The following is a 22,034-nucleotide window of genomic DNA, read 5'->3' as shown; positions in this document are numbered from 1 at the left end:
AATGAATAACAGATTTAATTCAGAAGATAAAATAATATTGGCAATGGATGGATTAGATGTAAGGCAAGCAAAATTACTTTTGGATAAATGTCCTAATATTAAGTGGGTGAAAGTTGGTTTAGAGCTTTTTGTGAGGGAAGGTCCAAGAGTTATCGAAATATTAAAAGGTTTAAATAAAAAAATTTTTTTAGACTTAAAATTTCATGATATTCCAAATACCATGCGTGCAGCATGCTACCAAGTTTCAAAATTAGGGGTGGATATAATTTCTATTCATGCTTCAGCAGGTCTAAAAGCTCTTAAGGATTCGAAAAAAGCATCTTTAGAAGGAGCCACCTCAGTCAGTTTAAAGCCTCCTCTAGTTGTAGGAATAACTGTTTTAACAAGCTTTTCTCTTAAAGATTTTCAAACTGATCTTGATAGAAATAATTCAATTGAAGAAAATGTATTGAGACTTGCAAAGTTGTCTTTTGATGCCGGATTAGATGGATGTGTTTGTTCCCCTTTGGAGGTAAAAATGTTGAGATCTATTTATAGTAATAATTTTGAACTTATTACACCAGGTATCAGATTAAATATTGATAATAAAGATGATCAAAATAGAATTATGACTCCCCATGAAGCTATAGATAATGGCGCTTCAAAGTTAGTTATTGGTAGATCAATATCAAAAGCTATAGATCCTAATAAAGCTCTAATAGAAATATTTAAATCTATTGATTCTGATTGATTTTGGATTCTTCTCCCTTAAGTAATCTTGTTATGTTTGTTCTATGTTTCCAGATTACTAATAATGACACAATTAAACTTATAAAAAAGTAAGAGTGCATAAATTTACCTAGGTAAAAAAACATAAAAATAGGAAGTAAGATTGCAGCTGAAATACTCGATAAAGAGACAAATTTAGTTTTTGTTAGCACTATTAAAAAAATGCCAAGAGATGCGAGTCCAACTTTCCAAGAAAGAGCTAAAAACATACCTAATCCAGTCGCAACAGCTTTCCCTCCTTTACCTTTAAGCCATATTGGCCAAATATGTCCTGAGATAGCGGATATCCCTGCGATTACTTCTATTAATCCTTGATCTGAATAATATTGAGCAAGTTTTACTGCAATAAGGCCTTTCCCAACGTCAATGATAAAAACAAAAAGTGCTGGCCATTTTCCAACATTTCTTAGGACATTTGTGGCTCCAGTAGATCCAGAACCTATAGTTCTTAGATCTATATTTTTGAGATATTTCCCAGTTAAAAAACCTGTTGGAAGTGATCCTAAAAGATAACTTGTAAAAATTATTAAGATATTCATAAAGCTTAGTTTAGTTCAAGATCATCGTAAATTTCATTATCTGAACCAGCAAATGCAACCCATAATGGGAATTGTAGTATTGGAATTTCAACAGAGGTTTCTGCTGCATCAATGATAATAAATGGCAATTCTTCATTGGCTTCTAATCTATCAGCTCTTTCGATGACACCTTCAGGCCTTTCAAAAAGAACAATCCCACTATTAGGTCCAAAGTCATCTCTTGTTAGACCAAGTGAATCTTGAAGAATTCTTCTCCATTCACCTAATCGTTCAGGCTGCGAAGCTAAAATAAGAGTCTGAAACTGATCTCCATATAATTCGCCAAGAATAGATATTAAACCTGCTGATAACAAGGCATTTTTTTGTCTAGATCCTCTACTTTCAAGAGAACCTCTTCCGCCCATGTTAAAGAACCAATCATCCATAATTTCTATATCTGATGAATCAAGACTCCGTCTTAATTTCCAAGGTTCTGCATAAAAGTCAGGTTGTTCTTTGAAACTTGCAAAGCAACTTTTTATAATCTCTTCATCTGGCTTAAATGTTTCAGAAAGAGCAGGAACATTAACTATATTATTTGTGCTATTGTTTTGCTTTTTCTCATCCAAGGGAGAAGGCTTTACGATGATTGGTTGCGAAACTAATTCAAGTTTCTCTACATTTTGTGAAAGATTTTGCAAAGCTCCAGTTAAGTACTCTTGAAAGCCTTTCACTCTTTTAGCAATATTATCTGACTGTCCTTTGAAATTTGAATTAATATCTTTTTCTATTTCATTTTTTTTTGTTTCTAACTCTTTTATTTCTTTAACTAAAGAGTCTTTTTTTGAGACGAGATCTCTTAAAATTTCATTAGAAATTTCATCAAAAGATTTAGTTGATTTATCGTTTTTCGGTGTAATTTTTTTATTTTGCGTTGTATTTTTCTTACTAATTTGTTTGGTTTTATCATCTGAAATTGACTTATCTAGCATTAATTCCTTTTCAGGATTATTGTCGGAAATTTCTGTATTGGTCATTTAAATAATTTTGATGATTAGGCAAAGTCTGAATTTTAAGAATTTTTAATTTCCAGGGAATCAACTTTTTTTAAGAGCTCATCTTTTAATTGCTTTGGATTAAATAAAATTGGTAACAAATGAGGACTGGACTTTTCTCTAAAATAAAAAATACCCGGGATTATAGGGAAAAAGAATTTCCATGATATCCAGTTCTTAAATGGAAAAGTTCTAATCTCTTTACCTAATTGTAAAACGATAAAATCATCATTTGTTATTTTTATTCTTAAGGTGAATGACTGAAGTAATAAAAAAAAGCTAAAAGAAGCAAAAACTATTGTTGGCAAAGAACCAATATTTAAAAATAAAAGCATAAAGCTTAAAATTATTAGAATGATTGGCAACTGAAATGAAGGAGATATTATTACTGGTTCCTCTTTTTTTGATTTGGTATTAAACATAGTATCATCCAAATAAAATTTGCGTTAGTAATACATCCATTAAAGATACAGTAACGAGAGTCATTACAACAGCACCTGTTGTACTTGTTCCAACTTCTTTTGGACCTCCTTTAGTTGTGAGTCCATATCCACAAGCAATGACTGAAATAAGTAATCCGAATACTACAGATTTTATTAACATTGAACTTAAGTCTGTACTGGTTAAACTCACATTACCTGATCTTACAGATGTCCAAAAAACTATTGGAGGAACTTTATAAAAAATTGTGCTCCAAATTTGGCCACTCCATAAAGCTACAGATAAAAACAAAAGACACTGTATTGGAGACATTATTACCATCGATAGTAACCTTGGGACTACCAAATATTGGACTGGTTCGGTCCTTAACATGGTTATTGCCTCGATTTGTTCTGTGACTTTCATAGTGCCCAGTTGAGCAGCATAGGCAGTTGCAACCTTTCCAGTCATTAAAGTAGCAGTTAGAAGAGGGGCCATTTCTCTCGCCATGCCTACTGCTAATAAACCTCCAATTTCACTTGAAACCCCCATGCTTGTAAGTTGTGATGCAACTTGAATATTAAAAACTGTACCTGCGGCAATTCCTGTAATTAATACAATCAATAAACTGCCAGGACCTGACTCCATAAGTTGGTCAAAGAGATCATTTTTGGAAATTTTACCTTTAAAGATAAAATTAATTGCTTGCCCACCAATGATTAAGCTGCTTAGAAGTCTTTTGAAAAAATTAAGGTAGTACATATCTTTATATTAGTTTGTAATTAATTTTCGATCCCATTCTCTCATGATTAAAAGACCAATTATTACCAATATTGAGGGTATAAAACCAATACATAATCTAATAGTTAATTGTGCTGAGTAACATTGTTCAATAATATTAAGACCATCTTTATCAACAAAGCATGATTGATAACCTGATAAATACAATAAAAATCCTAATAATTGAACACTAAAAGCGATACCAATCTTCTGAATAAGTACCATCCAAGCAGTATATAGTCCTGCCGGTTTCTCTGGGTCTTCGTCTATTGCATCAGGAAGTAGTGACCAAGGGATAAGAAAAGCGGTTGAAGCACCAATGCCAATAAGACAGATTATGAAAATTAAAAGAATGAACAGAAATATGTTGCCGTCATTTAGGAATAAACTATCTCCAACTCCTGAAATTTTTGATAAAGAAGGTAAGAATAATGCTGCCGTACATGAAATAATCCACATAATCCCTCCATAGTTTAAAGCTGAAATCCTGTTTAATTTATTTGATACTCTGGTCCATATTTGTAAACCCACTAAAGCACTTATTTGGAAAGGAATTGGGATCCACTTCGCGATATATGTTGGTACATTCAGTACATCCTCTACATAAATTAACGCTACTGTTTGCATCAATTGTAAGGCGCACCATAGAAGAATATAAAGCGTGATAACTTTTAGAAATTTTTTATTTCTGAAGATTCTTTTGAATTGAAGTGTTATGGGTTCAACTTTTCCTGAAGGCCTTCTTGCTTTTTTGGCGAATGGAGCCAATCCCCAACAAGAAATTAATGTTGCAGCAACTGCAATACATCCGCTTATTTTACCCATTAAAAAATATTCATTATTTGCTGATCCTTCAGAACCCAATACAACTCCAGCAATTATTAAACCAGTTAGTCCTGCAATTATTGAGCCAGTAAATCTAGATGCGTTTAGTCTTGTTCTTATTGCTGTTTTTTCAGAAATTTCAGTAGATAGAGCCGCAAAAGGAAGATTAATACTTGTATAAGCAGTCATTACGATTATAGAAATTATGGCATAGTAAATAGTCTTGGTTAGCACTGAGCCAGTGGGTGTCCACCATATCGCAGCTAAAGAGAAACCAAGAGGAACAGATGCTACTACCATCCAAGGTATTCTAGGCCCCCATCTTGATTTAGTACGATCACTCAACCATCCAATTAACGGATCATTTACTGCATCCCATATCTTTATTAACATTAATAATGAACCTGCAATTATTACTGGTAAACCAGCAGAAATAAAGAATTTGAACAGAAAAAAACCAAATTGCGTCGCGACTAAACCTGTGCCTGCATCTCCTAGCCCATAAGAGAACATTAATCTTGTTGTTGATCTAGTAATATTTTTTTTCGAGTGTGAATTTTCCAATCTTTTTGCTTTGTTGATTGTTTAATAATGTATTATTGCAATGGTAATTGTATTACTTAATGCGGGCGTGGTTTAGTGGTAAAACCTCAGCCTTCCAAGCTGAAGATGCGGGTTCGATTCCCGCCGCCCGCTTTAGAATAAATTATTTTTTGCCCCAAATACTTCTTCTGAAATGATTAATAAAGAGCTTCTACTCTTTATTGAAACAAATTTTTCAGTGATAGTTAAGGGTTCAAAAATCTCAGACATGCTAGTGTCAATAACTTTTAACCAATTATATTTACATTTTGGCAAGGGGAAATCGATACTTTTTGAATATGCATTTAAACCTATCCATACCAGGGGATTAGTAATACCTTTGTTAATACTAAAAGCAACTGTGTGAGACCAACTACTCCAATCGGGATTATCTAACTTTGTTCCATGCCAATGATATTTTGGAATATTTTCATTAGTTTTATTATTAGGGAAGAATGATGGATTAAAAATGTTTATTAGTTTTTTTCTGATTTTTATGACGTATTTAAAATATTCTAATAATTCCAAATCTTGTTGATCATGTTTCCAGTTCATCCAGCCCAATAAATTATTTTGGCACCAAGAATTATTGTTCCCGCCTTGTGATCTTCCTATCTCATCACCCATAAGTATCATTGGGACACCATTAGAGATAAATAAACTGAGAATAAGATTTTTTTGTTGTCTTTTTCTTAAATCATTAATTAATAAGTTTGTAGTTGGCCCCTCGATACCATGATTCCAAGAATTGTTGTGGTTATCACCATCTCTGTTTTGCTCTCTGTTGGCAAAATTATGTTTTCTATTGAAAGTTACTAAATCTTTTAGAGTGAATCCATCATGTGAAGTAATAAAGTTTATTGATTTTGGAAAAATAGTATCTTCTTTATAAATCGATGGAGAACCTTTGATTTTATCGCTCATATTCCAAGCTGTATCTTTATCCCCCTTCCAAAATCTTCGCAAATCATCTCTAAAATGACCATTCCAAGTGAAAGTATTCTTAGATGGGAAATCCCCTAATTTATATAAACCACCACAATCCCATGGTTCGCTTATAAACTTTATATCAACAAGTTCTGGTTCACATTCTATATCTTCGAAAATTGGAGGATTATCGAGTGGCGAGAGATTTTCTCCTCTTGATAAGGCAATACCTAAATCAAATCTAAAACCATCTACTCCAAATTCACTCGCCCAACACTTTAATGATTCAATTATTAGTTTTCTAACTAATCCTCTGTTTGCTGCAATAGTATTCCCACAACCAGATACGTCCTGATAATTTTTATCTTTCCCAATAAAGTAATAAAGGTTTTCATCTATACCTTTCCAACATATCGTAGGTCCTTTGTAATCTCCTTCAGAAGTGTGATTGTATACGACATCTAAAATAACTTCAATGTCTGCCTTGTGGCACTCCTCTACTAATTTTCTAAATTCCTCTCTATTCTTTTCAGCTGATTCATTCGAAAGGTATTCAAAATGGGGAGTAAACCAATTAATTGGACTATAACCCCAAAAATTCTCTAAACCATTTGGTGCATCAGTTGGATCAAAACAAAAAATTGGAAGTAATTCGATTGAGGTAATTCCCAGTTCTTTGAGATATGGAATTTTTTTTAAAAATTTCTTGAAACAACTTTCAGTTCTATCAGTTGATTCAGTGAAGGATTTGATATGGAGTTCATAAATAATTGTTTCTTCCCAAGAATGTTTCGGTCTTGGATAGTCTTTAAAATTAAATATTTTTCTATCGCAAACAACGCTTTTAAGACAAGAATTAGTATTTTCTTGCGTTTTTAATGCATTTTCTCTTTTATAACTTCCCCACCCAGTTATACCCCTTGAACATGGATCGATTAGTACTTTTTTTTCATAGTTATTGTTGATCGAATTATTTTTTTGTTTTACTCTAAAAGCATAAATACAACCTTCTTTTAGATTTTTTACCTCCGCATGCCAGTAGGGACCTGTATTATGATTCTGATCTAGTTTCAATATACTTTTTGGGGAAATAGAGTCCTCTGTCTCAAACAACAAGATTTCTACATATTCTGCATTTGTGGCTACTAGGGAAAAATTAACCCCTTGTGAAGTTAAAGAACTTCCTAAGGGAAATGGGTTACCTTTATTGATATGATTCACTTTCTCTTTATCATTGATTAATTAAATATTGAGATAATTTATTCAAATTACTGATATTAGAATAATAGATACAAAATTAAGAAAAAAACTAAAATTTAATGTTTCACTAATCAACTTTATTAGATTTTGAGATTATTAATTTCCAAATTAATTACAATTTGACTATCCATCTTCTTAATGCATAAAAAGATTTAGCGAGAAAGCTTAATTGTGAGAAAACCAGATTTTTCTTGATTTCAAAATACAAATTATTTTTTTCATGTGATGAGAAGGAAATATATCTGAAAATTAATAAAATATAATATAATTGCTCAAATTCTTAAATTTACTTATCTTTGACATTTCTTTTCTGATAAATAAAGTTGGATTCTTCAAGGATAAATCAAGTGCTGCCAATGGTTTTAGCTGATTTATATTTAAAGAGGATAATTTTATATACGAAAAAAGTGAGGTTATAAAAATAAATCCTGTAGCTAAAAATGTCCCTAATATTTGTATAAAGCTTTGCGCCGCCGGCATTTTCGGTTGCCGTATTTGTATTTGCTCCATATGATATGCAAGTTCGAGGTTTTTAGGCTTGCTTAAAACACTTGTCTTTAAATCTCTGCTTTATAAACAATTCAATGAACAAAGCTGATTTAGTAAACCTTGTTGCTGCTCGTACAGAGCTCACAAAAACTGATGTTTCTTTAGTTGTTGATGCAGCTATTGAAACTATTGTTGATTCAGTAGTGGAAGGCAAAAAAGTCTCCTTACTAGGATTTGGTTCATTCGAGCCAAGAGATCGTTCTGCAAGACAGGGATTAAACCCTAAGACAGGCGAAAAAATAGCAATACCTGCTAAAAGAGTTCCAACATTTTCTGCAGGTAAACTTTTTAAGGATAGAGTTCAAGGGTAATCTTTTTAATCTATTTCTTCTTTTAATGTCAAGGTGCTCTTTTAGAGCATCTTTTTTTTTAATTTCTGTAAAATGAAAATAGCTAAATGACCAATCTATTAACAAGGTATCTCAAATTTTGAAGTCTTAAGAAGTAATGAAATATTTAACTTTTTTTTTACTAAAATTTTTGTTTTTATCTAATTTTGCCATAGCAGAAACAATACCAACAAAATCCAAGATTTTAAAAGAAGCAGGCTATTGTACTAAAGATTCTCAAGCCCAAGTTTGTAACGAGTTGGTTTCTGAAATAGAAAAACTTCAACTATTTGTATTTGACCAAAATAGGTTCAAATGTCAATCAAGTTTATTGGGGCTGCAGTCAGCAATTATTGAAGTTTATTTTTTAAAAAATTTCTCAAATGAAAAAATTTCATTTACGATCCCATATGTGATTAAAAATTGTTAATTATTAAAAAATTTTATTTTTTTGGAATATTATAAATTTGGATTTTAAGTTTTAATGGTAAAAGGTTTCTCTGATAATGAAGTTAAAAATGATGCTGTAATAAAGGAATCAAAAAAAGAAAAAAAAGGCTTAGCAGCTTTTCTTAAGGGCAAGAAATTTACGTACACTTTGCCAGGTAAAAAACAAATAAATATCTTTGGATCAATAGTATTAGGTTTAAATTTGATTTTAATATTGCTAGTTATCTTTTATTTAAAGAATCAAGAATTCCGTGACTTTGTTTTTAATGTTGGTCGTTAAATATTTTTAGATCGAAAAAATTTTTAAAATGATATATTTAAATTTTAGAAATTCTTATGAAGGTAGTAAATTTAGTTTTTCAATCATTTCTTTTGTTAGTAATCCTTCTGTTTTTGATATATTTCCTAACAAGTTATGACTCTGCTTTTGAGGCTGACCAAAATTGTCATTCATATCTTTCAAATTACAATAACATATCTGGAAATTATGGTTGTGATCATGATACTGAGACACATCAGTGGATACTTTACGAGTCAAATGACAAAAAAGAACCAGCTAAAATTATTAAAAAATTTAGGTACAAATTTTTATAAATCAAATTTTTTATAAAAAAACTTTGCACTTATTATTGATATTATCGCTGTAATTGTGAAAGTAAGATACTGATATATGCTTCCTTCTAAGTAAATTTTATTTTTATAAAGAGGATAATCAATTAAAGAGCCTAATGTTCCCCAAATTATTACCCATAAAGATATGTATAGGATTGCTTTTATTGGATTAGATTTTTTTTCTTCCATTTTTAATTGATACCAAAAATTGAAGAAGTCACAGGCCTGCCGCTTAAAACCAACTCAGTTAATATGAGCATTAAGAATCCAATCATAGCTGCTCTACCATTCACAAGCTCAGCACTGCTATTGAATCCAAAAACATTCTTAACTTCATCCCCCTGATTGTCTACCCATTTTGAGTATTCATTATCACTTGATGATGTATTACTAATAGCATCATTTTGATTTTCCATTGAAGAGCCGTTTTCTTGCATTGATTTTAGATTTATTCTAATAATTTTTAAACTAATTTATTATTAAATTAAACTCGATATTATAAAAAAAATTAAGGTAAAAATTATTATCCATAAAAATTGTAATCTCGTAATTAGTTTACAAATTAATTTGATTTTTTCTTCAGTGCAATTATCTCCAGTCTCATTAATTATGGGCTTTTTAATAATTTCATTTTTATATTTACTTTTACCACCCAATTTAATACCAGAAATATAGGCATATATAGCTTCTGAAATCCCAGCATTAGGCGAATCATATTTTTTACCATCAAGATAACTTTTTTTTATGATTGATACATACTCGTTAACTTTGGAGCTAACTAAAGGTAAAGTGATTAAAACTAATCTTGAAGGAACAAATGTAAAAATATCTTCTATTTTTGCACTGAAAAAACCCAAATATTTAAAATAATCATATTTGTAACCTATCATTGAATCTAAAGTACTTATGGCTTTATAAGAAAAACCAAGTGACAAAGGTCCTGGTAGAAAAATTGAAAAATTCATAAAAATAATTCCAATAAAAATCCAAAATAATGGTCCAAATATTCCATCAACAGAATTTTCGGTAAGGCTTTCGGTACTTGATCTCAAGAGATGTTTTAGAGAAGATGACCTTACATCCCTACTTACTATTCTTTGTACCTTCTCTTTGATTATTTTCTTATTTTGATTATTAATTTCCTTGCGTTCTATAAGCTCTGCAATCTCTTTTACACTTGAAATTAGTCCCTTTGTCGCAATACAACTTGAAAGTCCAAAAAAAATTAACAATCCAACAAAAAAATGATTTCTTGATTGCACATAACTTAGTTCTATCAATTTTCCTAAACCAAAACTCATTCCAATAGTGGATATAGCTACGAAGAAACCACCCCAAAACAATATTTTTTTATTTTCTCCAAAATTATTTATTAGGTAATCAGATATTTTTTTTATGTAAAAGCCAATTACTTGAACAGGGTGGATTAAAAATCTTGGATCGCCGATCAATAAATCAAAACCAATCGATCCAAGAAATATTAAAAATAAATTTATTTCAGCCAACTGAACATCGAGCGCAGACCTTTACCCACTTTCTCAATTTCATGTTTTGAGTTTTCTTCTCTTAATTTTGTCATTAAGGGTTTGTTTTTATCGCATTCTTCCACAAAATTCTTAGCGAAAGTTCCATCTTGAATATCCTTTAGAATTTTTTGCATTTCTTTCTTTGTATCATTATTGATAAGTCTTTTACCACTTACATAATCCCCATATTCTGCAGTATTTGAAATAGAATCTCTCATTTGAGATAAGCCTCCCTTCACCATTAAATCAACAATAAGTTTAACTTCATGTAAGCATTCGAAGTAAGCAAGTTCGGGCTGATATCCTGCCTCTACAAGAGTTTCGAAGCCTGATTTGACGAGTTCTGATAATCCTCCGCACAAAACTGCTTGTTCGCCAAATAAATCAGTTTCTGTCTCTTCTTTGAAGTTTGTTTCAAGAATTCCTGCTCTCGTTCCGCCAATCCCTTTAGCGTAAGCCATAGCCAATGATCTTGCACTTCCGGAAGAATCCTGCTCTACTGCAAACAACGCTGGAACTCCTTGACCATTCTGATATTCCCAACGAACAGTGTGTCCTGGTCCTTTTGGAGCAATCATTACAACATCCACAAAACTAGGAGGTTTGATAAGTCCGAATCTTATATTGAAGCCATGAGCAAAGCTTAATATCTTTCCTTCTTTTAAGTTTGGTTCTATTTCTTTAAGGTAAACATCTTTCTGAAACTCATCTGGGAGGAGAATCATAATCCAGTCTGCTTTTTCGCAAGCTTCAGAAACACTAAATACTTGTAGACCATCGCTAATAGCTTTGCTTTCAGACTTACTTCCTTTATATAATCCAACAATTACATCCATACCGCTATCTTTAAGGTTAAGGGCATGTGCATGACCTTGTGAACCATATCCAATAATCGCTATTGTTTTATTATTTAAAAGACTTAGATCTGCATCGGTGTCGTAAAAGAGTTGGGTCATTAGTTGTAGCTTCTTTGCATTAGATAGTTATTATTTTAGACATTAAGGTGTAAATAAACCAAAAAAATTATTAATTTAAAAATTAAAATTAAAATATTAATTTAGAAAATTTAAGACTGATTTGCTTCGCTTGGATGTGATATAACTCTATCGATTAAGCCATAATTTTTTGCTTCTTCCGCACTTAGAAAATAATCTCTATCAGTATCCTTTTCAATTTTCTCAAATGATTGGCCTGTCATATCTGCCATAGACATATTTAACATATCTTTAATTCTTAAAATTTCCTTAGCTTCTATTTCAATATCACTTGCTTGACGTTGAGATGTCCCTCCCAAGGGTTGATGAATCATTATTCTGCTATGAGGCAAAGCAACTCTTTTGCCTTTTGTCCCAGCGGCTAATAGGAACGCTCCCATGGAGGCTGCGAGGCCTACGCAGATGGTTACTACATCACTTTTTACGTATTTAATAGTGTCATATATAGCCAAGCCAGCAGTTACTGATCCTCCTGGGCTATTTATATAAAGATAGATAGGTTTGGAATTATCATCAGAATCTAAATAAAGCATTTGTGCAACAAGGCTATTAGCAATACCATCATTCACTTCTTGTCCAAGAAAAAGAATTCTTTCAACACCTAGTCTTGTATATATGTCAACCCATCTTTCGTATTGACTTCCGGGAAGTCTGTAAGGCACACTTGGAGTTCCTATTGGCATGATTTTAAAATAGTTTTGTGAGTGTTAAATTTTACTTGGTAAATCTTTTTGACTTGTGAGTATTCTATCGATAACTCCATAATCTAGTGCTTCTTGGGGGTTGAGATAACTCATCCTGTCAGAGTCTTTTGAGAGTTCTTCAATAGTCTTTCCAGTATTACGTGATAAAATCTCCAGCATTGATTTTTTGTTTTTCAAAACTTCCTCAGCTCTTATTTGGATATCAGTTGCCTGACCTCTTGCTCCGCTTATAGGTTGATGCAAAACAATGGAAGCATGTGGAAGAGCGGCTCTTTGACCCTTAGTGCCAGACGAGAGAATAACTGCAGCAGTGCCCATTGCTTGTCCGATACATATTGTGTGTACTGGGGGCTTAATGTAGCTTATTGTATCGCAGATAGCGAAAGCTTCTGTTTCAAAACCAACTGCGTCACCGGTGTACCAACTTGTCCCAGTTGAATTGATATAGAAATAGATTGGTTTTTCTTGATCCTCAAACTCTAGATAAAGAAGTTGAGCAATGATTAACTCAGTAACATCCATCCCTAGTTGTCTTTTTGCATCATCATCTGAGAATAATGGTAAACCAAGATAAACAATTCGCTCTTTCAGCAAAAGAGAGGGGAGATCGGGTGGTGGGGTCCTCATAACGGTGTTTTCGCCGTAATAAGGAGCAGATACAGTCATTTGTATCACAAAATTAAGATTGAACTGATTCTAGCTAGATTTAGCCCTGTGTCGCTGGTGATTTAAAAGATTTGTTTGACTCAGGATTATTTATTAGTTTTCCAAAGACCATTCTTCCAGTGGGAGTTTGTAATGCTCCTGTGATAACAATGTCTAATCTGCTTCCCACAAAATTCTTTGCCTCATCAATTACAACCATTGTGCCGTCATCTAAATATCCAATACCTTGCATTTTTTCTTTACCTTCTCTCACGATTTTTATATTAAGTGATTCTCCTGGTTGTACTTCTGGCCTTAAAGCAATAACCAAATCACTCAAATTCATAACTTTTAATTCTTTAACTTCAGCAATCTGAGAAAGATTATAATCAGCCGTAATTAAAGTTCCTGTCATATCCTCAGTAATTTTCAAGAGTTTTTCATCTACCCCATTACCTTCATACTTTGTTGGGTTTATTACAAGTCTTCTCCCATATAAATCTCTTAATTCTTTTAATAACTTGAGACCTCTTCTACCCTTCGACCTTTTTTCATTACTGCTTGAGTCAGCTAAAGTTTGTAATTCATCAATTACACTTTGAGCAACAATTAATTGCCCTTCTAGTAAGCCGCAACTTAATAGGCCATTGATTCTTCCATCAATAATTACGCTAGTATCTAGAATTTTTGGACTTGCGGCAGGGAGGATTCCTTCATTGACTAGATATGCATCAGTATTATTTGGGTTGAATAATCTCAATAATGTCCTTCCATGGGTATCTGCCAACTTATAACCAAGCACACCAAAGAAAATGTTGCTTAATACGGCTGCTAAAGGTTTTGCGAAAAAAACCTCTCTAGGGAAGGGGATTAATAGTATTGGAGCAAGTAGGAGATTCGCAACTAGTAATCCTAAAATTAATCCAACGGACCTACTTATTAGTAAGTCTGTAGGCATTGTTCTTATTTGATTAAGAAACGTCTTTCTAAGTTGAAGAAATACAAAACCAGCTGCTAATCCTACAAAAAAACCAATTATTGCTAAAACAATTCTAAAACCTTCTACATTAGATATCTGTTTGAGAATGTCTACTGGCAATAAATCAACACCAAGCCAGCCTGAGGCAGCTCCAGACAATACAAATAAAATTAATACTAAGATATCTGTCATATCTATAATCTACTAGGATTTATTAATTGAGTAAATAAGGACTTTATTTTTTTCGATCCTTAATACTTTTTTGAAGCTTAAAAATGAATTTAGATTATGAATAAGTTTCCAAGAAGTGCTTATGTGCACATTCCTTTTTGCCACAGAAGGTGTTTTTATTGTGATTTTGCAGTTATTCCATTAGGAAACAATGTTGAAACTTTAAAAGGTTATGGAAGCAAAACTGTTCAAGAGTATTTGCAATTTTTATATAAAGAAATATTGTCAATTGAGCATAAATCACCTTTATCGACAATTTATGTAGGGGGTGGTACACCATCAATTTTAGATCCAACCCAAATCAAAGAATTAATTGATCTTTTTAAAAAAAATTATGGAATTGACTATGGTGCTGAAATCACTATGGAGGTTGATCCAGCTAGTTTTACTCAAGATGATCTTTTTGGATTCATAAATGCTGGGATAAATAGATTTAGTCTCGGAGTACAAAGTTTTAATAATCAGATACTTCAAAAGTCGGGAAGGCGTCATTTGAAAGAAGATGCAGAAAAATCTTGTTTATGGTTGAAAAGAGTTTATGATTCTGGGTTAATAAAAAGCTGGAGTTTAGATTTAATTCAAAACTTGCCACTTAGTGGATTTAAAGAATGGCAAGGTGACTTAAAAAAAGCATTAACATTTTCACCACCGCATCTATCTATTTACGATTTAAATATTGAAAATGGAACTGTTTTTAAAAAATTAGTTAATTTAGGAAAATTAAAACTCCCAAGTGATGAAGAGGCTTTTAGAAATAGTGAATCAACCCATTTAATTTTAAAAAACTCAGGGTATTCAAGATATGAAATATCAAACTATTGCCTTCCGCGACATCAATCGAGACATAATAGAGTTTATTGGAGCGGTTTAGGCTGGTGGAGTTTTGGTCAAGGTTCTACTAGTTCACCTTGGGGGGAAAAGTTTACTCGACCAAGAGTTAGTAAAGAATATAAAGAATGGGTAACTAGACAAGACGAAATTATTTTAGATTCATCCCTGACAAATAAGGAGTTTGTTTATAAAGAACTTGATGAGAAAATAATGTTGGGATTAAGACTCAAAGAGGGTGTAGATATTAAAGAAGTATTTAAAGAACAAAACTGGGAAAACAAAAAATTTGAAAGCAACTTCAGTAAATTGGTTGAAGAATGGGAAAGATTTCTTGAAAGTGGACTACTAGTAAGAAAGGGGAATAGATTCTTTTTAAGTGAGCCTGATGGTATGGAACTTAGTAATCAAGTTCTTGTTTCTATGTTTAAGTGGTGGGATGAGATTAACTAAGATTAACCATACCTATTTTGTCATAGATAAAACTATCTCTATCATTTGTTTTATGGGAATTACAGATAATAAAATAAATTCCCTCAAAAACTTCTTTAACAAAAGGAGAAGCAAATCTCGGCAAAAAAAATAATTCTTAGTTGATATAAATTGGAGAGAATAAACACTCGTTTTAATGATTATGTTTGTGCATACTACATGGCATCCATTTATTCCCCATTTGATGAGCTCCTTTGCAACCAAATTTATTTGCTTCTTTTTCTGCCTGTTCTCTGTTATCAAATAACATTGGCATTTTCATTTCATTTTCTTCTGTTGTATTAGTACATCCCAATGCAATAATTATCAACGAAAGAAAAGGAATTAGAGAAATAGAGTTTTTCAAAATCAATTTACTAACAAAGGAATATAGTCTTAAATATCTTTTGTAATTTGTAAAAAATAAATTTTGAAACAAAAATCCATCGATTGACAGTAGATCTAAATTAAAGGTTATAACGACTCTCTTTTTAAATGACTACTAATACATTCCTTTTGCTTTTATTAGTTATTGCAAACTATACAAACTTATTTTTAAATATCAAAAATAGAAGAAAATGAAATGATTAAAAGATAATATATATTCTACTAAACCTTTGGAATTACTATGTTCTTAAGGAATTAGACTTTATGAAAAAATGGGGTTTATTAGTTAAGTCTTTGAGAGTCTACCCATTCTTTTAATTTATCCTTAAATAATTTCTTTCCTTGGATAATTGGTTGGCAAAATGGGGGTTGATCATCATTGAGGCCTAACAAATCTGCAGTAACTCTTACTTGACCATCGCAATAATTACCTGCGCCGATACCTATTGTGGGAATTGTTAATGAATTTTGTATTTCCTTAGCAAGCAAATCAGGAATATGTTCAAGAACTATTGAAAAACATCCTAATTCTTCAAGAATTGAAGCCTCTTTCTTAATTTTTTCTTGGCTTGCTAAGCTTTCACCTTGTTTTCTTAATCCAATATTTAGATAGCTTTGTGGTGTAAGACCTATATGACCCATAACAGGGATTCCCATTCTTATTAATCTAGAAATAACTTTTTGTATTTCTGGTTCAGCTCCTTCCACTTTTACAGCTTTTGCATAAGTGCTCTGAATGATTTTCCCTGCATACTCAACAGCCCTATCCTCACCGCATTGGTAAGTCAGAAAAGGCATATCTGAAACGACTAGAGGTTGTTCCTCAATTTTTTTCTTAAATCCTCTTGAAACAGCATTAGTATGATAAATTATGTTTTCTAAAGTTATTGGCAATGTCGATTTGTATCCTAAGCAGACCATTGCTAATGAGTCACCTACTAGTACGAGATCAACATTTGCTTGTTCTGCAATAGAGCCTGATATGGAGTCCCATGCAGTTAGTGCAATGATTTTGCGAGATTTTTTTTTATAATTAACAAGGTCTGAAGGTAACATAATAAATTTATGTATCTTTTTTAATCAAGAATTGCTAGTATTATTTTGACTCGGCCTTTCGCGGTTTTAACGCCTAAACCTGGTCAGGACCGGAAGGTAGCAGCCACAAGGGATGCTTGAGGCAGGCGAGATAACCGAGTCACTCTATTTTACCTTTTAACCTATATCTTTTTTATTTTGCCTTAATCTCAAAAATTCAGGAATACTAGCTCCTGATTCTTTATTTTCGGAATAATTATATAAGGGTTGATTAGATAATCTGTTTTTTATTCTTTGCTGGTTTAATGGTTGGGTTGTTTCAAATCCTGTAGCAATTACAGTAACTTGTATCTCCCCTTCCATTGCCTCATCGACTACCGCACCAACAATAATATTCGCTTCTTGATCAACAACATCATAAATAATTTCAGATGCAGAAGTCATGTCTTCTAAAGTCATGTCTTTGCCTCCAGTAATATTTATAACGCAGCCTTTAGCTCCGTCAATTCTTGCTGCTTCTAATAAAGGACTATTCATTGCTGCCTGTGCTGCCTCTATAGCTCTCGATCTTCCTGAACCTATACCTATGCCGAGAAGTGCAGTGCCAGCCTCAGTCATAACTGATCTAACGTCTGCAAAATCAACATTAACTAATCCCGGGCAAGTAATTATGTCACTAATACCTTTGACTCCCATCCTCAGAACATCATCAGCATTCCTAAATGCTTCTTGAAGAGGAGCTCCTGCTATAACGTCTTTTAATCGGTCATTTGGAATAACTATAAGAGTATCAACGTTTTCAGCTAGTCTTGCGATCCCCTCCTCTGCTTGACGCATTCTTCTTTTCCCTTCAAAAGAAAATGGTTTGGTTACTATACCTACTGTAAGCGCCCCACTTTGTTTGGCTACTTCTGCAACAACGGGAGCAGCACCAGTACCAGTTCCTCCACCCATTCCAGCGGCTATAAAAACTAAATCAGATCCCTCTAAAGCTTGTTGAAGCTCTTCTTTGGATTCTTCGGCTGCTTTTTGTCCAATACTTGGATTCCCACCTGCACCTAAACCTCTAGTGAGGTTTTGTCCAAGTTGAACTCTACTTTCTGCAGAAGATTGTAGTAGAGCTTGTGCATCGGTATTGAGGACTCTAAATGAAACACCATCTAAATCACTATTTATCATTCTATTGACTGCATTACTGCCACCACCACCTACACCAATAACTTCTATTTTGGCGTTTTGGCTTGGAAGGATTTCTCTCGATTGATCAAAGTTTGGATTGTTACCGAAGCTCATCTCTTAATAGGAATCTTTTACTAGTATTGGGTGCATTATGAACTTACTGCGCTCATATGTAGGAATTTGTTGAGGAAAATCCTAAAAATATTTATTTATTAAATATTTTGTTTTGAATGCAAAACCCATATCAACACTACAATAATTAAAAAAAATTACTCAAAATCCTTTTTCAAATATTAGGGTTTGAACACTTTTATTTTTGGTTTATCTGGATTAGTAAGATCAATATTATCTATTTTTTTGGAAAAGCTATTTTTCTTAAATTCATTTTTAAGATAATTGATTTTTTGAAATTGATTGTTGATTAAATTTGGCTTAAATCCTAAGAATATTGTTTTTAAATCTTTTTCCTCAACAGTTAGAAACCCATCGGATGAAAAAGTTATGTTAACTATATCTAATTCATAATTATCTATAGCAATAAAAATTTCAGATAATATTTTTTTAAATTTTTCTTTCCACCCAAAAACTTTTATGGTTAATTTATTCAAATTTTTTTCATCCACATTTTGTTTTTTTATAAAAATTCCATCTTTATCAATGAAGCCTAAAATTTTTTCGTCGTTTAATATTCTCTCACCGTAAGCTATTGGAGTTCTTGAATTAATATGAACTTTCAAACCAAAAGGAAATAGTTCTCTACTTACCGAAACATTCTTGAGAGATAAATTTTGTTTTAACTCTTTTTCTAGCAAATTAGTTTCAACAAAAATTAATCGGATAGGAAAATTTAAAGATGAATTTTTTATCACATCATTTTGCGAAAATAATTCACTACCAGAAACCCTAATATCCTGAGTATCAACTTTTTTAAGTGTTTTTGTGCTTAATAAGCTTGTTAAAAATAAAAATGAAATTAGAAAAAAAAAGCTTCTATTTTTGATTCCTTTTTTGTTTTTCACAAATCACATCGAGCTTTTTCCATCAGTTGGTCCATCCATTCTCTCGCTTGCTCTGCATCTGAAAATGGTACATCCATCTCTTTTCCATCCCCTACTAATCTCAACCTACACTTACCTTGAGATTCACTCGTTAGAGGAGCTTCACCTGAAGTTAGTGCCATTAATTCAACTAATTCCAGTTTCTTGATCGTAAAACAATCTTTTTCTTCAAATTTACCGGCTTCAAATGCACTCCACTTTAACTCCCCATTTTTTAAAGACGCTGCACATGAGCTATCCAACTTGCACAGTTCAGAATCACTAGCCCAACTTCTAAAAAGATTTTGCCTTCTTCTTTCTAACCATCCAAGTGCAGTTAATAAAATGAAGATTAAAAGTAATGGTAACCAAAGTAGTCCATGCAACATTTGATTTAAATTACAAATCTAAAGATATTTCTACTAGTTTAGCCACAAGTTGTTCAATTTTTAAACCTGAAGCTTCCCAAAGCATTGGAAACATACTGTTTTTTGTAAAACCAGGGATTGTATTTATTTCATTTAGTAAAATTTTATTTGAAGATTTTTCTAAAAAGAAATCTACTCTTGCAAAACCGAAAATATTTAGTGCTCTACAACTTTTAATAGCAATTTCTTTAATTTCTTTTTTGATTTTAGAATCTATTTCGGCTGGGATAATTATTTTATTTTTTGATTTATATTTTGAATCGTAATCATACCAATCACTTTTGTAATTTACCTCGCCTATCTCAGAGGTTAAGAGTTTTGAATTCCCAATTATCCCGCATTCAATCTCTCTTACCTCTAAACCTTCCTCTATTAAGATTCTTGGATCTATTTCCCGAGCCTTTTCTAATGCTAGTAATATTTCCGATTCATTTTTGACTTTAGAGATGCCAAGAGATGATCCAGAGTTCGATGGTTTAACAAAAACAGGAAATTTTAATTTTTTTAAAATTTCATTAATTATTTTATTTTTTACTTGCTTATCATTTAGATCTTCATTTTGAAAAACAAGATATTTAACTTGTGGAAGTTTAAGATTTGAGAAAATTGTTTTCATCAATATTTTATCCATTCCAAGTGCAGAGCCAATAATTCCGCACCCGACTAAAGGTTTCTTTGTAAATCTAATTAAGCCATGAATTGATCCGTCTTCACCATTAAATCCATGTAAAAGAGGAAACCAAACATCAATATTTTGAAATTCAATTCCGTCAAGGAAGTTAATTTTTTCTTGATTAAAAATTTCTTGTTTTTTTGTTTTATAGTTTTCAATTTCACCAATTAGGATTTTTTCTGAAATTTCACTATCAAGCCAATCTCCATTTTTGTTTATGTAAAAGGTTTTAACAATAAAGCGTTCTTTATTAATTTTTGCATTAAATGCTTGAAAAACTGTTTTTGCAGAGGATATCGATACTTCATGTTCATTGGAATGCCCGCCAAATATTAACCCAATACATTTTTTCTGTCCCCCGATCATTTAAAAAAAATTTATAAAGAAAGTTCTCCTGTTAAAGAGAAAGGTCTTGCTTCATTTATTTTGACATTTATCTCATCTCCCAACGAAAAATTAAAGTTAATGTTTTTTGGAATCTCTACGAAAGTTAATCTATTTGTTCTAGTTCTACCCATGATTTGAGAGGAATTTTTTGGATTTAAACCCTCAATCAAAATGCTTTCGATATTATTGATATATCTTTGATTTCTACTCCTAGCAGTTTTCTCGACCAAATCATTAATTTCCTTTAATCTAGCTTTTTTTACCTCTTCCGAAAGTTGATTCGTCCAAACTGCTGCAGGCGTATTTGGTCTTGGAGAGTATGCTGCTGTATTCACCTGATCAAAGCCGATTTCTGATATTAGCTTTAATGTATCTTGATATTGTTGTTCGGTTTCTCCTGGAAAAGCAACTATCGCGTCAGCAGTGATTGATGCATCTGGCATTAATGACCTTATGTTCTCGATAATATTTTTATACTTTTTAATTGAATATCCTCTAGACATTTGCTTCAAAATTTCATCATTTCCACTTTGGAAGGGGATATGGAAATGTTCACAGACTTTATCAAGTTCATAACAAGCTTGAATCAACCTTTTTGAAAAATATCTTGGATGACTAGTAGCAAATCTTATTCTGCGAATTCCTTTAACATCATGAATATAATACAAAAGATCAGTTAGGGTATTCTCTTTTCTCCCCTCTTTTGTTGTCCCTGGAAGGTCTCTACCATAAGCATCAATGTTCTGACCCAAAAGAGTAATTTCTTTAAAATTATCATCAGCTAATTTTTGGATCTCACTTTTTATCGCATTTGGATATCTTGATTGTTCTTTTCCTCTGACAGACGGTACTACACAATATGAACATCTTTCATTACATCCATAGATGATATTAACCCAGCCACAAATAGAGCTTTCTCTTCTGGCACTTGTTATGTCTTCAGAAATGAAGGTTTCTTCTGTAGCAGCAACTTGATTTCCTAAATCAACTTTCCCCAGAAGATTCTCAAGGTTATTTACATGTTGGGGGCCCATTACTAGGTCAAGTTCTGGGACTCTCCTTAGTAAGGATTCTCCTTCTTGCTGAGCAAGACAACCTGCAACAACAAGTTTTAAGCTAGGTGTTTTGTGCTTTCTTTTTGCTTGTCTTCCTAGAAAGCTATAAACTTTTTGCTCTGCATTATCTCTAATAGTACATGTATTGTACAAGACCAAATCCGCATTTAATTCATTATCTGCTCTGGTGTATCCCATTTTCTCTAATGTCCCAGCCATTCTCTCAGAATCAGCCTTATTCATTTGGCATCCAAATGTGGTTATCCAATAACTGCCGGTAGTTGAATTCTTTTGAGTTTTTTTTTCGTCTGATTTTGTTTTTGTTAGCACTTTGCTAGGAATTTTTTATGATTCATTAATTCAAAATTACAAGTTAAATAATTTTGCTGCAATATTTTT

General features: G+C 32.2%; 25 protein-coding genes, 1 tRNA gene and 1 other RNA gene. 7 read left to right on the top strand and 20 right to left on the bottom strand.

The annotated features are described in order from the left end of the window. The first annotated feature begins 1 nt into the window (after position 1). Positions 2–730, top strand: coding sequence for an orotidine-5'-phosphate decarboxylase (gene pyrF / locus HA152_RS07955; protein ID WP_209135316.1), 729 nt, complete (start codon positions 2–4; stop codon positions 728–730). Here the strand turns inward: pyrF and plsY are convergent. From plsY to HA152_RS07930, 5 genes are read right to left on the bottom strand one after another with little or no spacing between them, the layout of a single operon-like run. Next, positions 714–1,307 (bottom strand): glycerol-3-phosphate 1-O-acyltransferase PlsY, encoded by a 594-nt coding sequence (plsY, locus tag HA152_RS07950; protein WP_209135313.1) that lies wholly within the window; start codon positions 1,305–1,307, stop codon positions 714–716. The two genes, pyrF and plsY, sit on opposite strands and share 17 nt — an antisense overlap. A gap of 5 nt (positions 1,308–1,312) precedes the next feature. After that, the gene (locus tag HA152_RS07945; RefSeq protein WP_209135311.1) at positions 1,313–2,323 is read right to left on the bottom strand and encodes a DUF3086 domain-containing protein; all 1,011 of its coding nucleotides are present in this window, start codon (positions 2,321–2,323) and stop codon (positions 1,313–1,315) included. A gap of 35 nt (positions 2,324–2,358) precedes the next feature. Continuing rightward, positions 2,359–2,763 carry a DUF3119 family protein gene (locus HA152_RS07940; RefSeq protein WP_209135309.1) on the bottom strand — a complete coding sequence of 135 codons (405 nt, stop codon included), beginning with the start codon at positions 2,761–2,763 and terminating at the stop codon, positions 2,359–2,361. A 4-nt stretch (positions 2,764–2,767) separates the two neighbouring features. Then, positions 2,768–3,523, bottom strand: coding sequence for an MlaE family ABC transporter permease (locus tag HA152_RS07935; protein ID WP_209135307.1), 756 nt, complete (start codon positions 3,521–3,523; stop codon positions 2,768–2,770). Between the two features lie 9 nt (positions 3,524–3,532). Beyond that, on the bottom strand, positions 3,533–4,879 hold the full coding sequence (locus tag HA152_RS07930) for an MFS transporter (RefSeq protein ID WP_209135844.1): 1,347 nt from the start codon (positions 4,877–4,879) through the stop codon (positions 3,533–3,535). A gap of 112 nt (positions 4,880–4,991) precedes the next feature. Here HA152_RS07930 and HA152_RS07925 point away from each other — a divergent pair. Then, positions 4,992–5,062: transfer RNA gene (locus HA152_RS07925), tRNA-Gly, on the top strand. Here HA152_RS07925 and HA152_RS07920 read toward each other — a convergent pair. Then, on the bottom strand, positions 5,063–7,096 hold the full coding sequence (locus tag HA152_RS07920) for a glycogen debranching protein (protein WP_209135305.1): 2,034 nt from the start codon (positions 7,094–7,096) through the stop codon (positions 5,063–5,065). A 623-nt stretch (positions 7,097–7,719) separates the two neighbouring features. Between HA152_RS07920 and HA152_RS07915 the strand changes: the two genes are divergently transcribed. From HA152_RS07915 to HA152_RS07905, 3 genes are all read left to right on the top strand, one after another. Continuing rightward, complete coding sequence (locus HA152_RS07915; protein ID WP_002806330.1) at positions 7,720–7,995, top strand: HU family DNA-binding protein; 276 nt, start codon at positions 7,720–7,722, stop codon at positions 7,993–7,995. Between the two features lie 136 nt (positions 7,996–8,131). Next, positions 8,132–8,443, top strand: coding sequence for a hypothetical protein (locus tag HA152_RS07910; protein WP_209135303.1), 312 nt, complete (start codon positions 8,132–8,134; stop codon positions 8,441–8,443). Positions 8,444–8,497: 54 nt separating this feature from the next. Next, positions 8,498–8,743, top strand: a complete 246-nt coding sequence (locus HA152_RS07905) for a hypothetical protein (protein ID WP_209135301.1) — start codon at positions 8,498–8,500, stop codon at positions 8,741–8,743. 308 nt (positions 8,744–9,051) lie between these two features. Here HA152_RS07905 and HA152_RS07900 read toward each other — a convergent pair whose 3' ends face one another. The 7 genes from HA152_RS07900 to HA152_RS07870 all read right to left on the bottom strand — a co-directional run bounded on the left by HA152_RS07900 (position 9,052) and on the right by HA152_RS07870 (position 14,116). Then, the gene (locus HA152_RS07900; protein ID WP_209135299.1) at positions 9,052–9,264 is read right to left on the bottom strand and encodes a hypothetical protein; all 213 of its coding nucleotides are present in this window, start codon (positions 9,262–9,264) and stop codon (positions 9,052–9,054) included. A gap of 2 nt (positions 9,265–9,266) precedes the next feature. Next, complete coding sequence (locus HA152_RS07895) at positions 9,267–9,512, bottom strand: chlorophyll a/b-binding protein (protein WP_209135297.1); 246 nt, start codon at positions 9,510–9,512, stop codon at positions 9,267–9,269. A 42-nt stretch (positions 9,513–9,554) separates the two neighbouring features. Further along, positions 9,555–10,580: an adenosylcobinamide-phosphate synthase CbiB gene (gene cbiB / locus HA152_RS07890; RefSeq protein ID WP_209135295.1), complete on the bottom strand. Its 1,026-nt coding sequence runs from the start codon at positions 10,578–10,580 to the stop codon at positions 9,555–9,557. Beyond that, the gene (gene ilvC, locus HA152_RS07885) at positions 10,568–11,557 is read right to left on the bottom strand and encodes a ketol-acid reductoisomerase (RefSeq protein ID WP_209135292.1); all 990 of its coding nucleotides are present in this window, start codon (positions 11,555–11,557) and stop codon (positions 10,568–10,570) included. The genes cbiB and ilvC overlap by 13 nt, the downstream gene beginning before the upstream one ends. A 110-nt stretch (positions 11,558–11,667) precedes the next feature. Continuing rightward, entirely contained in the window at positions 11,668–12,279 is a 612-nt protein-coding gene (locus tag HA152_RS07880) for an ATP-dependent Clp protease proteolytic subunit (protein ID WP_209114457.1), read from the bottom strand. 24 nt (positions 12,280–12,303) lie between these two features. Further along, positions 12,304–12,966 carry an ATP-dependent Clp protease proteolytic subunit gene (locus HA152_RS07875; RefSeq protein WP_209135290.1) on the bottom strand — a complete coding sequence of 221 codons (663 nt, stop codon included), beginning with the start codon at positions 12,964–12,966 and terminating at the stop codon, positions 12,304–12,306. A gap of 40 nt (positions 12,967–13,006) precedes the next feature. Next, on the bottom strand, positions 13,007–14,116 hold the full coding sequence (locus tag HA152_RS07870) for a PIN/TRAM domain-containing protein (RefSeq protein ID WP_209135288.1): 1,110 nt from the start codon (positions 14,114–14,116) through the stop codon (positions 13,007–13,009). A 96-nt stretch (positions 14,117–14,212) separates the two neighbouring features. On the opposite strand from HA152_RS07870, the gene hemW reads away from it, so the two are divergent. Next, positions 14,213–15,436, top strand: coding sequence for a radical SAM family heme chaperone HemW (gene hemW, locus HA152_RS07865; RefSeq protein WP_209135286.1), 1,224 nt, complete (start codon positions 14,213–14,215; stop codon positions 15,434–15,436). A gap of 172 nt (positions 15,437–15,608) precedes the next feature. Here the strand turns inward: hemW and HA152_RS10000 are convergent, their stop codons facing one another. Together HA152_RS10000 and panB are read right to left on the bottom strand one after the other, a co-directional pair. After that, entirely contained in the window at positions 15,609–15,821 is a 213-nt protein-coding gene (locus HA152_RS10000; protein ID WP_245211235.1) for a DUF3721 domain-containing protein, read from the bottom strand. A gap of 302 nt (positions 15,822–16,123) precedes the next feature. After that, on the bottom strand, positions 16,124–16,897 hold the full coding sequence (panB, locus tag HA152_RS07855) for a 3-methyl-2-oxobutanoate hydroxymethyltransferase (RefSeq protein ID WP_209135285.1): 774 nt from the start codon (positions 16,895–16,897) through the stop codon (positions 16,124–16,126). 47 nt (positions 16,898–16,944) lie between these two features. Between panB and ffs the strand changes: the two genes are divergently transcribed. Beyond that, positions 16,945–17,041: signal recognition particle sRNA small type (ffs, locus tag HA152_RS07850), an RNA gene on the top strand. Positions 17,042–17,053: 12 nt separating this feature from the next. On the opposite strand, the gene ftsZ is transcribed toward ffs, so the two are convergent. The 5 genes from ftsZ to miaB form a co-directional block, all read right to left on the bottom strand. After that, positions 17,054–18,169 carry a cell division protein FtsZ gene (ftsZ, locus tag HA152_RS07845; RefSeq protein ID WP_209135284.1) on the bottom strand — a complete coding sequence of 372 codons (1,116 nt, stop codon included), beginning with the start codon at positions 18,167–18,169 and terminating at the stop codon, positions 17,054–17,056. Between the two features lie 179 nt (positions 18,170–18,348). Further along, complete coding sequence (locus tag HA152_RS07840) at positions 18,349–19,074, bottom strand: cell division protein FtsQ/DivIB (protein ID WP_209135283.1); 726 nt, start codon at positions 19,072–19,074, stop codon at positions 18,349–18,351. Further along, positions 19,071–19,481 carry a hypothetical protein gene (locus HA152_RS07835; RefSeq protein ID WP_209135282.1) on the bottom strand — a complete coding sequence of 137 codons (411 nt, stop codon included), beginning with the start codon at positions 19,479–19,481 and terminating at the stop codon, positions 19,071–19,073. The genes HA152_RS07840 and HA152_RS07835 overlap by 4 nt, the downstream gene beginning before the upstream one ends. A gap of 10 nt (positions 19,482–19,491) precedes the next feature. Then, positions 19,492–20,559: a D-alanine--D-alanine ligase family protein gene (locus HA152_RS07830; protein ID WP_209135281.1), complete on the bottom strand. Its 1,068-nt coding sequence runs from the start codon at positions 20,557–20,559 to the stop codon at positions 19,492–19,494. An 11-nt stretch (positions 20,560–20,570) separates the two neighbouring features. Further along, positions 20,571–21,965, bottom strand: a complete 1,395-nt coding sequence (gene miaB / locus HA152_RS07825; protein WP_209135280.1) for a tRNA (N6-isopentenyl adenosine(37)-C2)-methylthiotransferase MiaB — start codon at positions 21,963–21,965, stop codon at positions 20,571–20,573. Positions 21,966–22,034 lie beyond the last annotated feature (69 nt).

It is taken from the genome of Prochlorococcus marinus XMU1412, from assembly GCF_017696315.1.
Lineage (GTDB): Bacteria > Cyanobacteriota > Cyanobacteriia > PCC-6307 > Cyanobiaceae > Prochlorococcus_A > Prochlorococcus_A marinus_AF.
The sequence above is the reverse complement of the archived record's forward strand: the minus strand, read 5'-3'. Positions and strand labels throughout refer to the sequence as shown.

Bases quoted from the DNA above. Each gene is read 5' to 3' on its own strand.
- pyrF (WP_209135316.1), top strand. From the start codon at position 2: ATGAATAACAGATTTAATTCAGAAGATAAAATAATATTGGCAATGGAT.
- HA152_RS07900 (WP_209135299.1), bottom strand. From the start codon at position 9,264: ATGGAAGAAAAAAAATCTAATCCAATAAAAGCAATCCTATACATATCT.
- panB (WP_209135285.1), bottom strand. From the start codon at position 16,897: ATGTTACCTTCAGACCTTGTTAATTATAAAAAAAAATCTCGCAAAATC.
- hemW (WP_209135286.1), top strand. From the start codon at position 14,213: ATGAATAAGTTTCCAAGAAGTGCTTATGTGCACATTCCTTTTTGCCAC.
- HA152_RS07935 (WP_209135307.1), bottom strand. From the start codon at position 3,523: ATGTACTACCTTAATTTTTTCAAAAGACTTCTAAGCAGCTTAATCATT.
- HA152_RS07895 (WP_209135297.1), bottom strand. From the start codon at position 9,512: ATGCAAGAAAACGGCTCTTCAATGGAAAATCAAAATGATGCTATTAGT.
- plsY (WP_209135313.1), bottom strand. From the start codon at position 1,307: ATGAATATCTTAATAATTTTTACAAGTTATCTTTTAGGATCACTTCCA.
- HA152_RS07940 (WP_209135309.1), bottom strand. From the start codon at position 2,763: ATGTTTAATACCAAATCAAAAAAAGAGGAACCAGTAATAATATCTCCT.
- ftsZ (WP_209135284.1), bottom strand. From the start codon at position 18,169: ATGAGCTTCGGTAACAATCCAAACTTTGATCAATCGAGAGAAATCCTT.
- HA152_RS07870 (WP_209135288.1), bottom strand. From the start codon at position 14,116: ATGACAGATATCTTAGTATTAATTTTATTTGTATTGTCTGGAGCTGCC.
- HA152_RS07880 (WP_209114457.1), bottom strand. From the start codon at position 12,279: ATGCCAATAGGAACTCCAAGTGTGCCTTACAGACTTCCCGGAAGTCAA.
- HA152_RS07910 (WP_209135303.1), top strand. From the start codon at position 8,132: ATGAAATATTTAACTTTTTTTTTACTAAAATTTTTGTTTTTATCTAAT.
- HA152_RS07945 (WP_209135311.1), bottom strand. From the start codon at position 2,323: ATGACCAATACAGAAATTTCCGACAATAATCCTGAAAAGGAATTAATG.
- HA152_RS07930 (WP_209135844.1), bottom strand. From the start codon at position 4,879: ATGTTCTCTTATGGGCTAGGAGATGCAGGCACAGGTTTAGTCGCGACG.
- ilvC (WP_209135292.1), bottom strand. From the start codon at position 11,557: ATGACCCAACTCTTTTACGACACCGATGCAGATCTAAGTCTTTTAAAT.
- HA152_RS07830 (WP_209135281.1), bottom strand. From the start codon at position 20,559: ATGATCGGGGGACAGAAAAAATGTATTGGGTTAATATTTGGCGGGCAT.
- HA152_RS07905 (WP_209135301.1), top strand. From the start codon at position 8,498: ATGGTAAAAGGTTTCTCTGATAATGAAGTTAAAAATGATGCTGTAATA.
- HA152_RS07835 (WP_209135282.1), bottom strand. From the start codon at position 19,481: ATGTTGCATGGACTACTTTGGTTACCATTACTTTTAATCTTCATTTTA.
- HA152_RS07915 (WP_002806330.1), top strand. From the start codon at position 7,720: ATGAACAAAGCTGATTTAGTAAACCTTGTTGCTGCTCGTACAGAGCTC.
- HA152_RS07875 (WP_209135290.1), bottom strand. From the start codon at position 12,966: ATGACTGTATCTGCTCCTTATTACGGCGAAAACACCGTTATGAGGACC.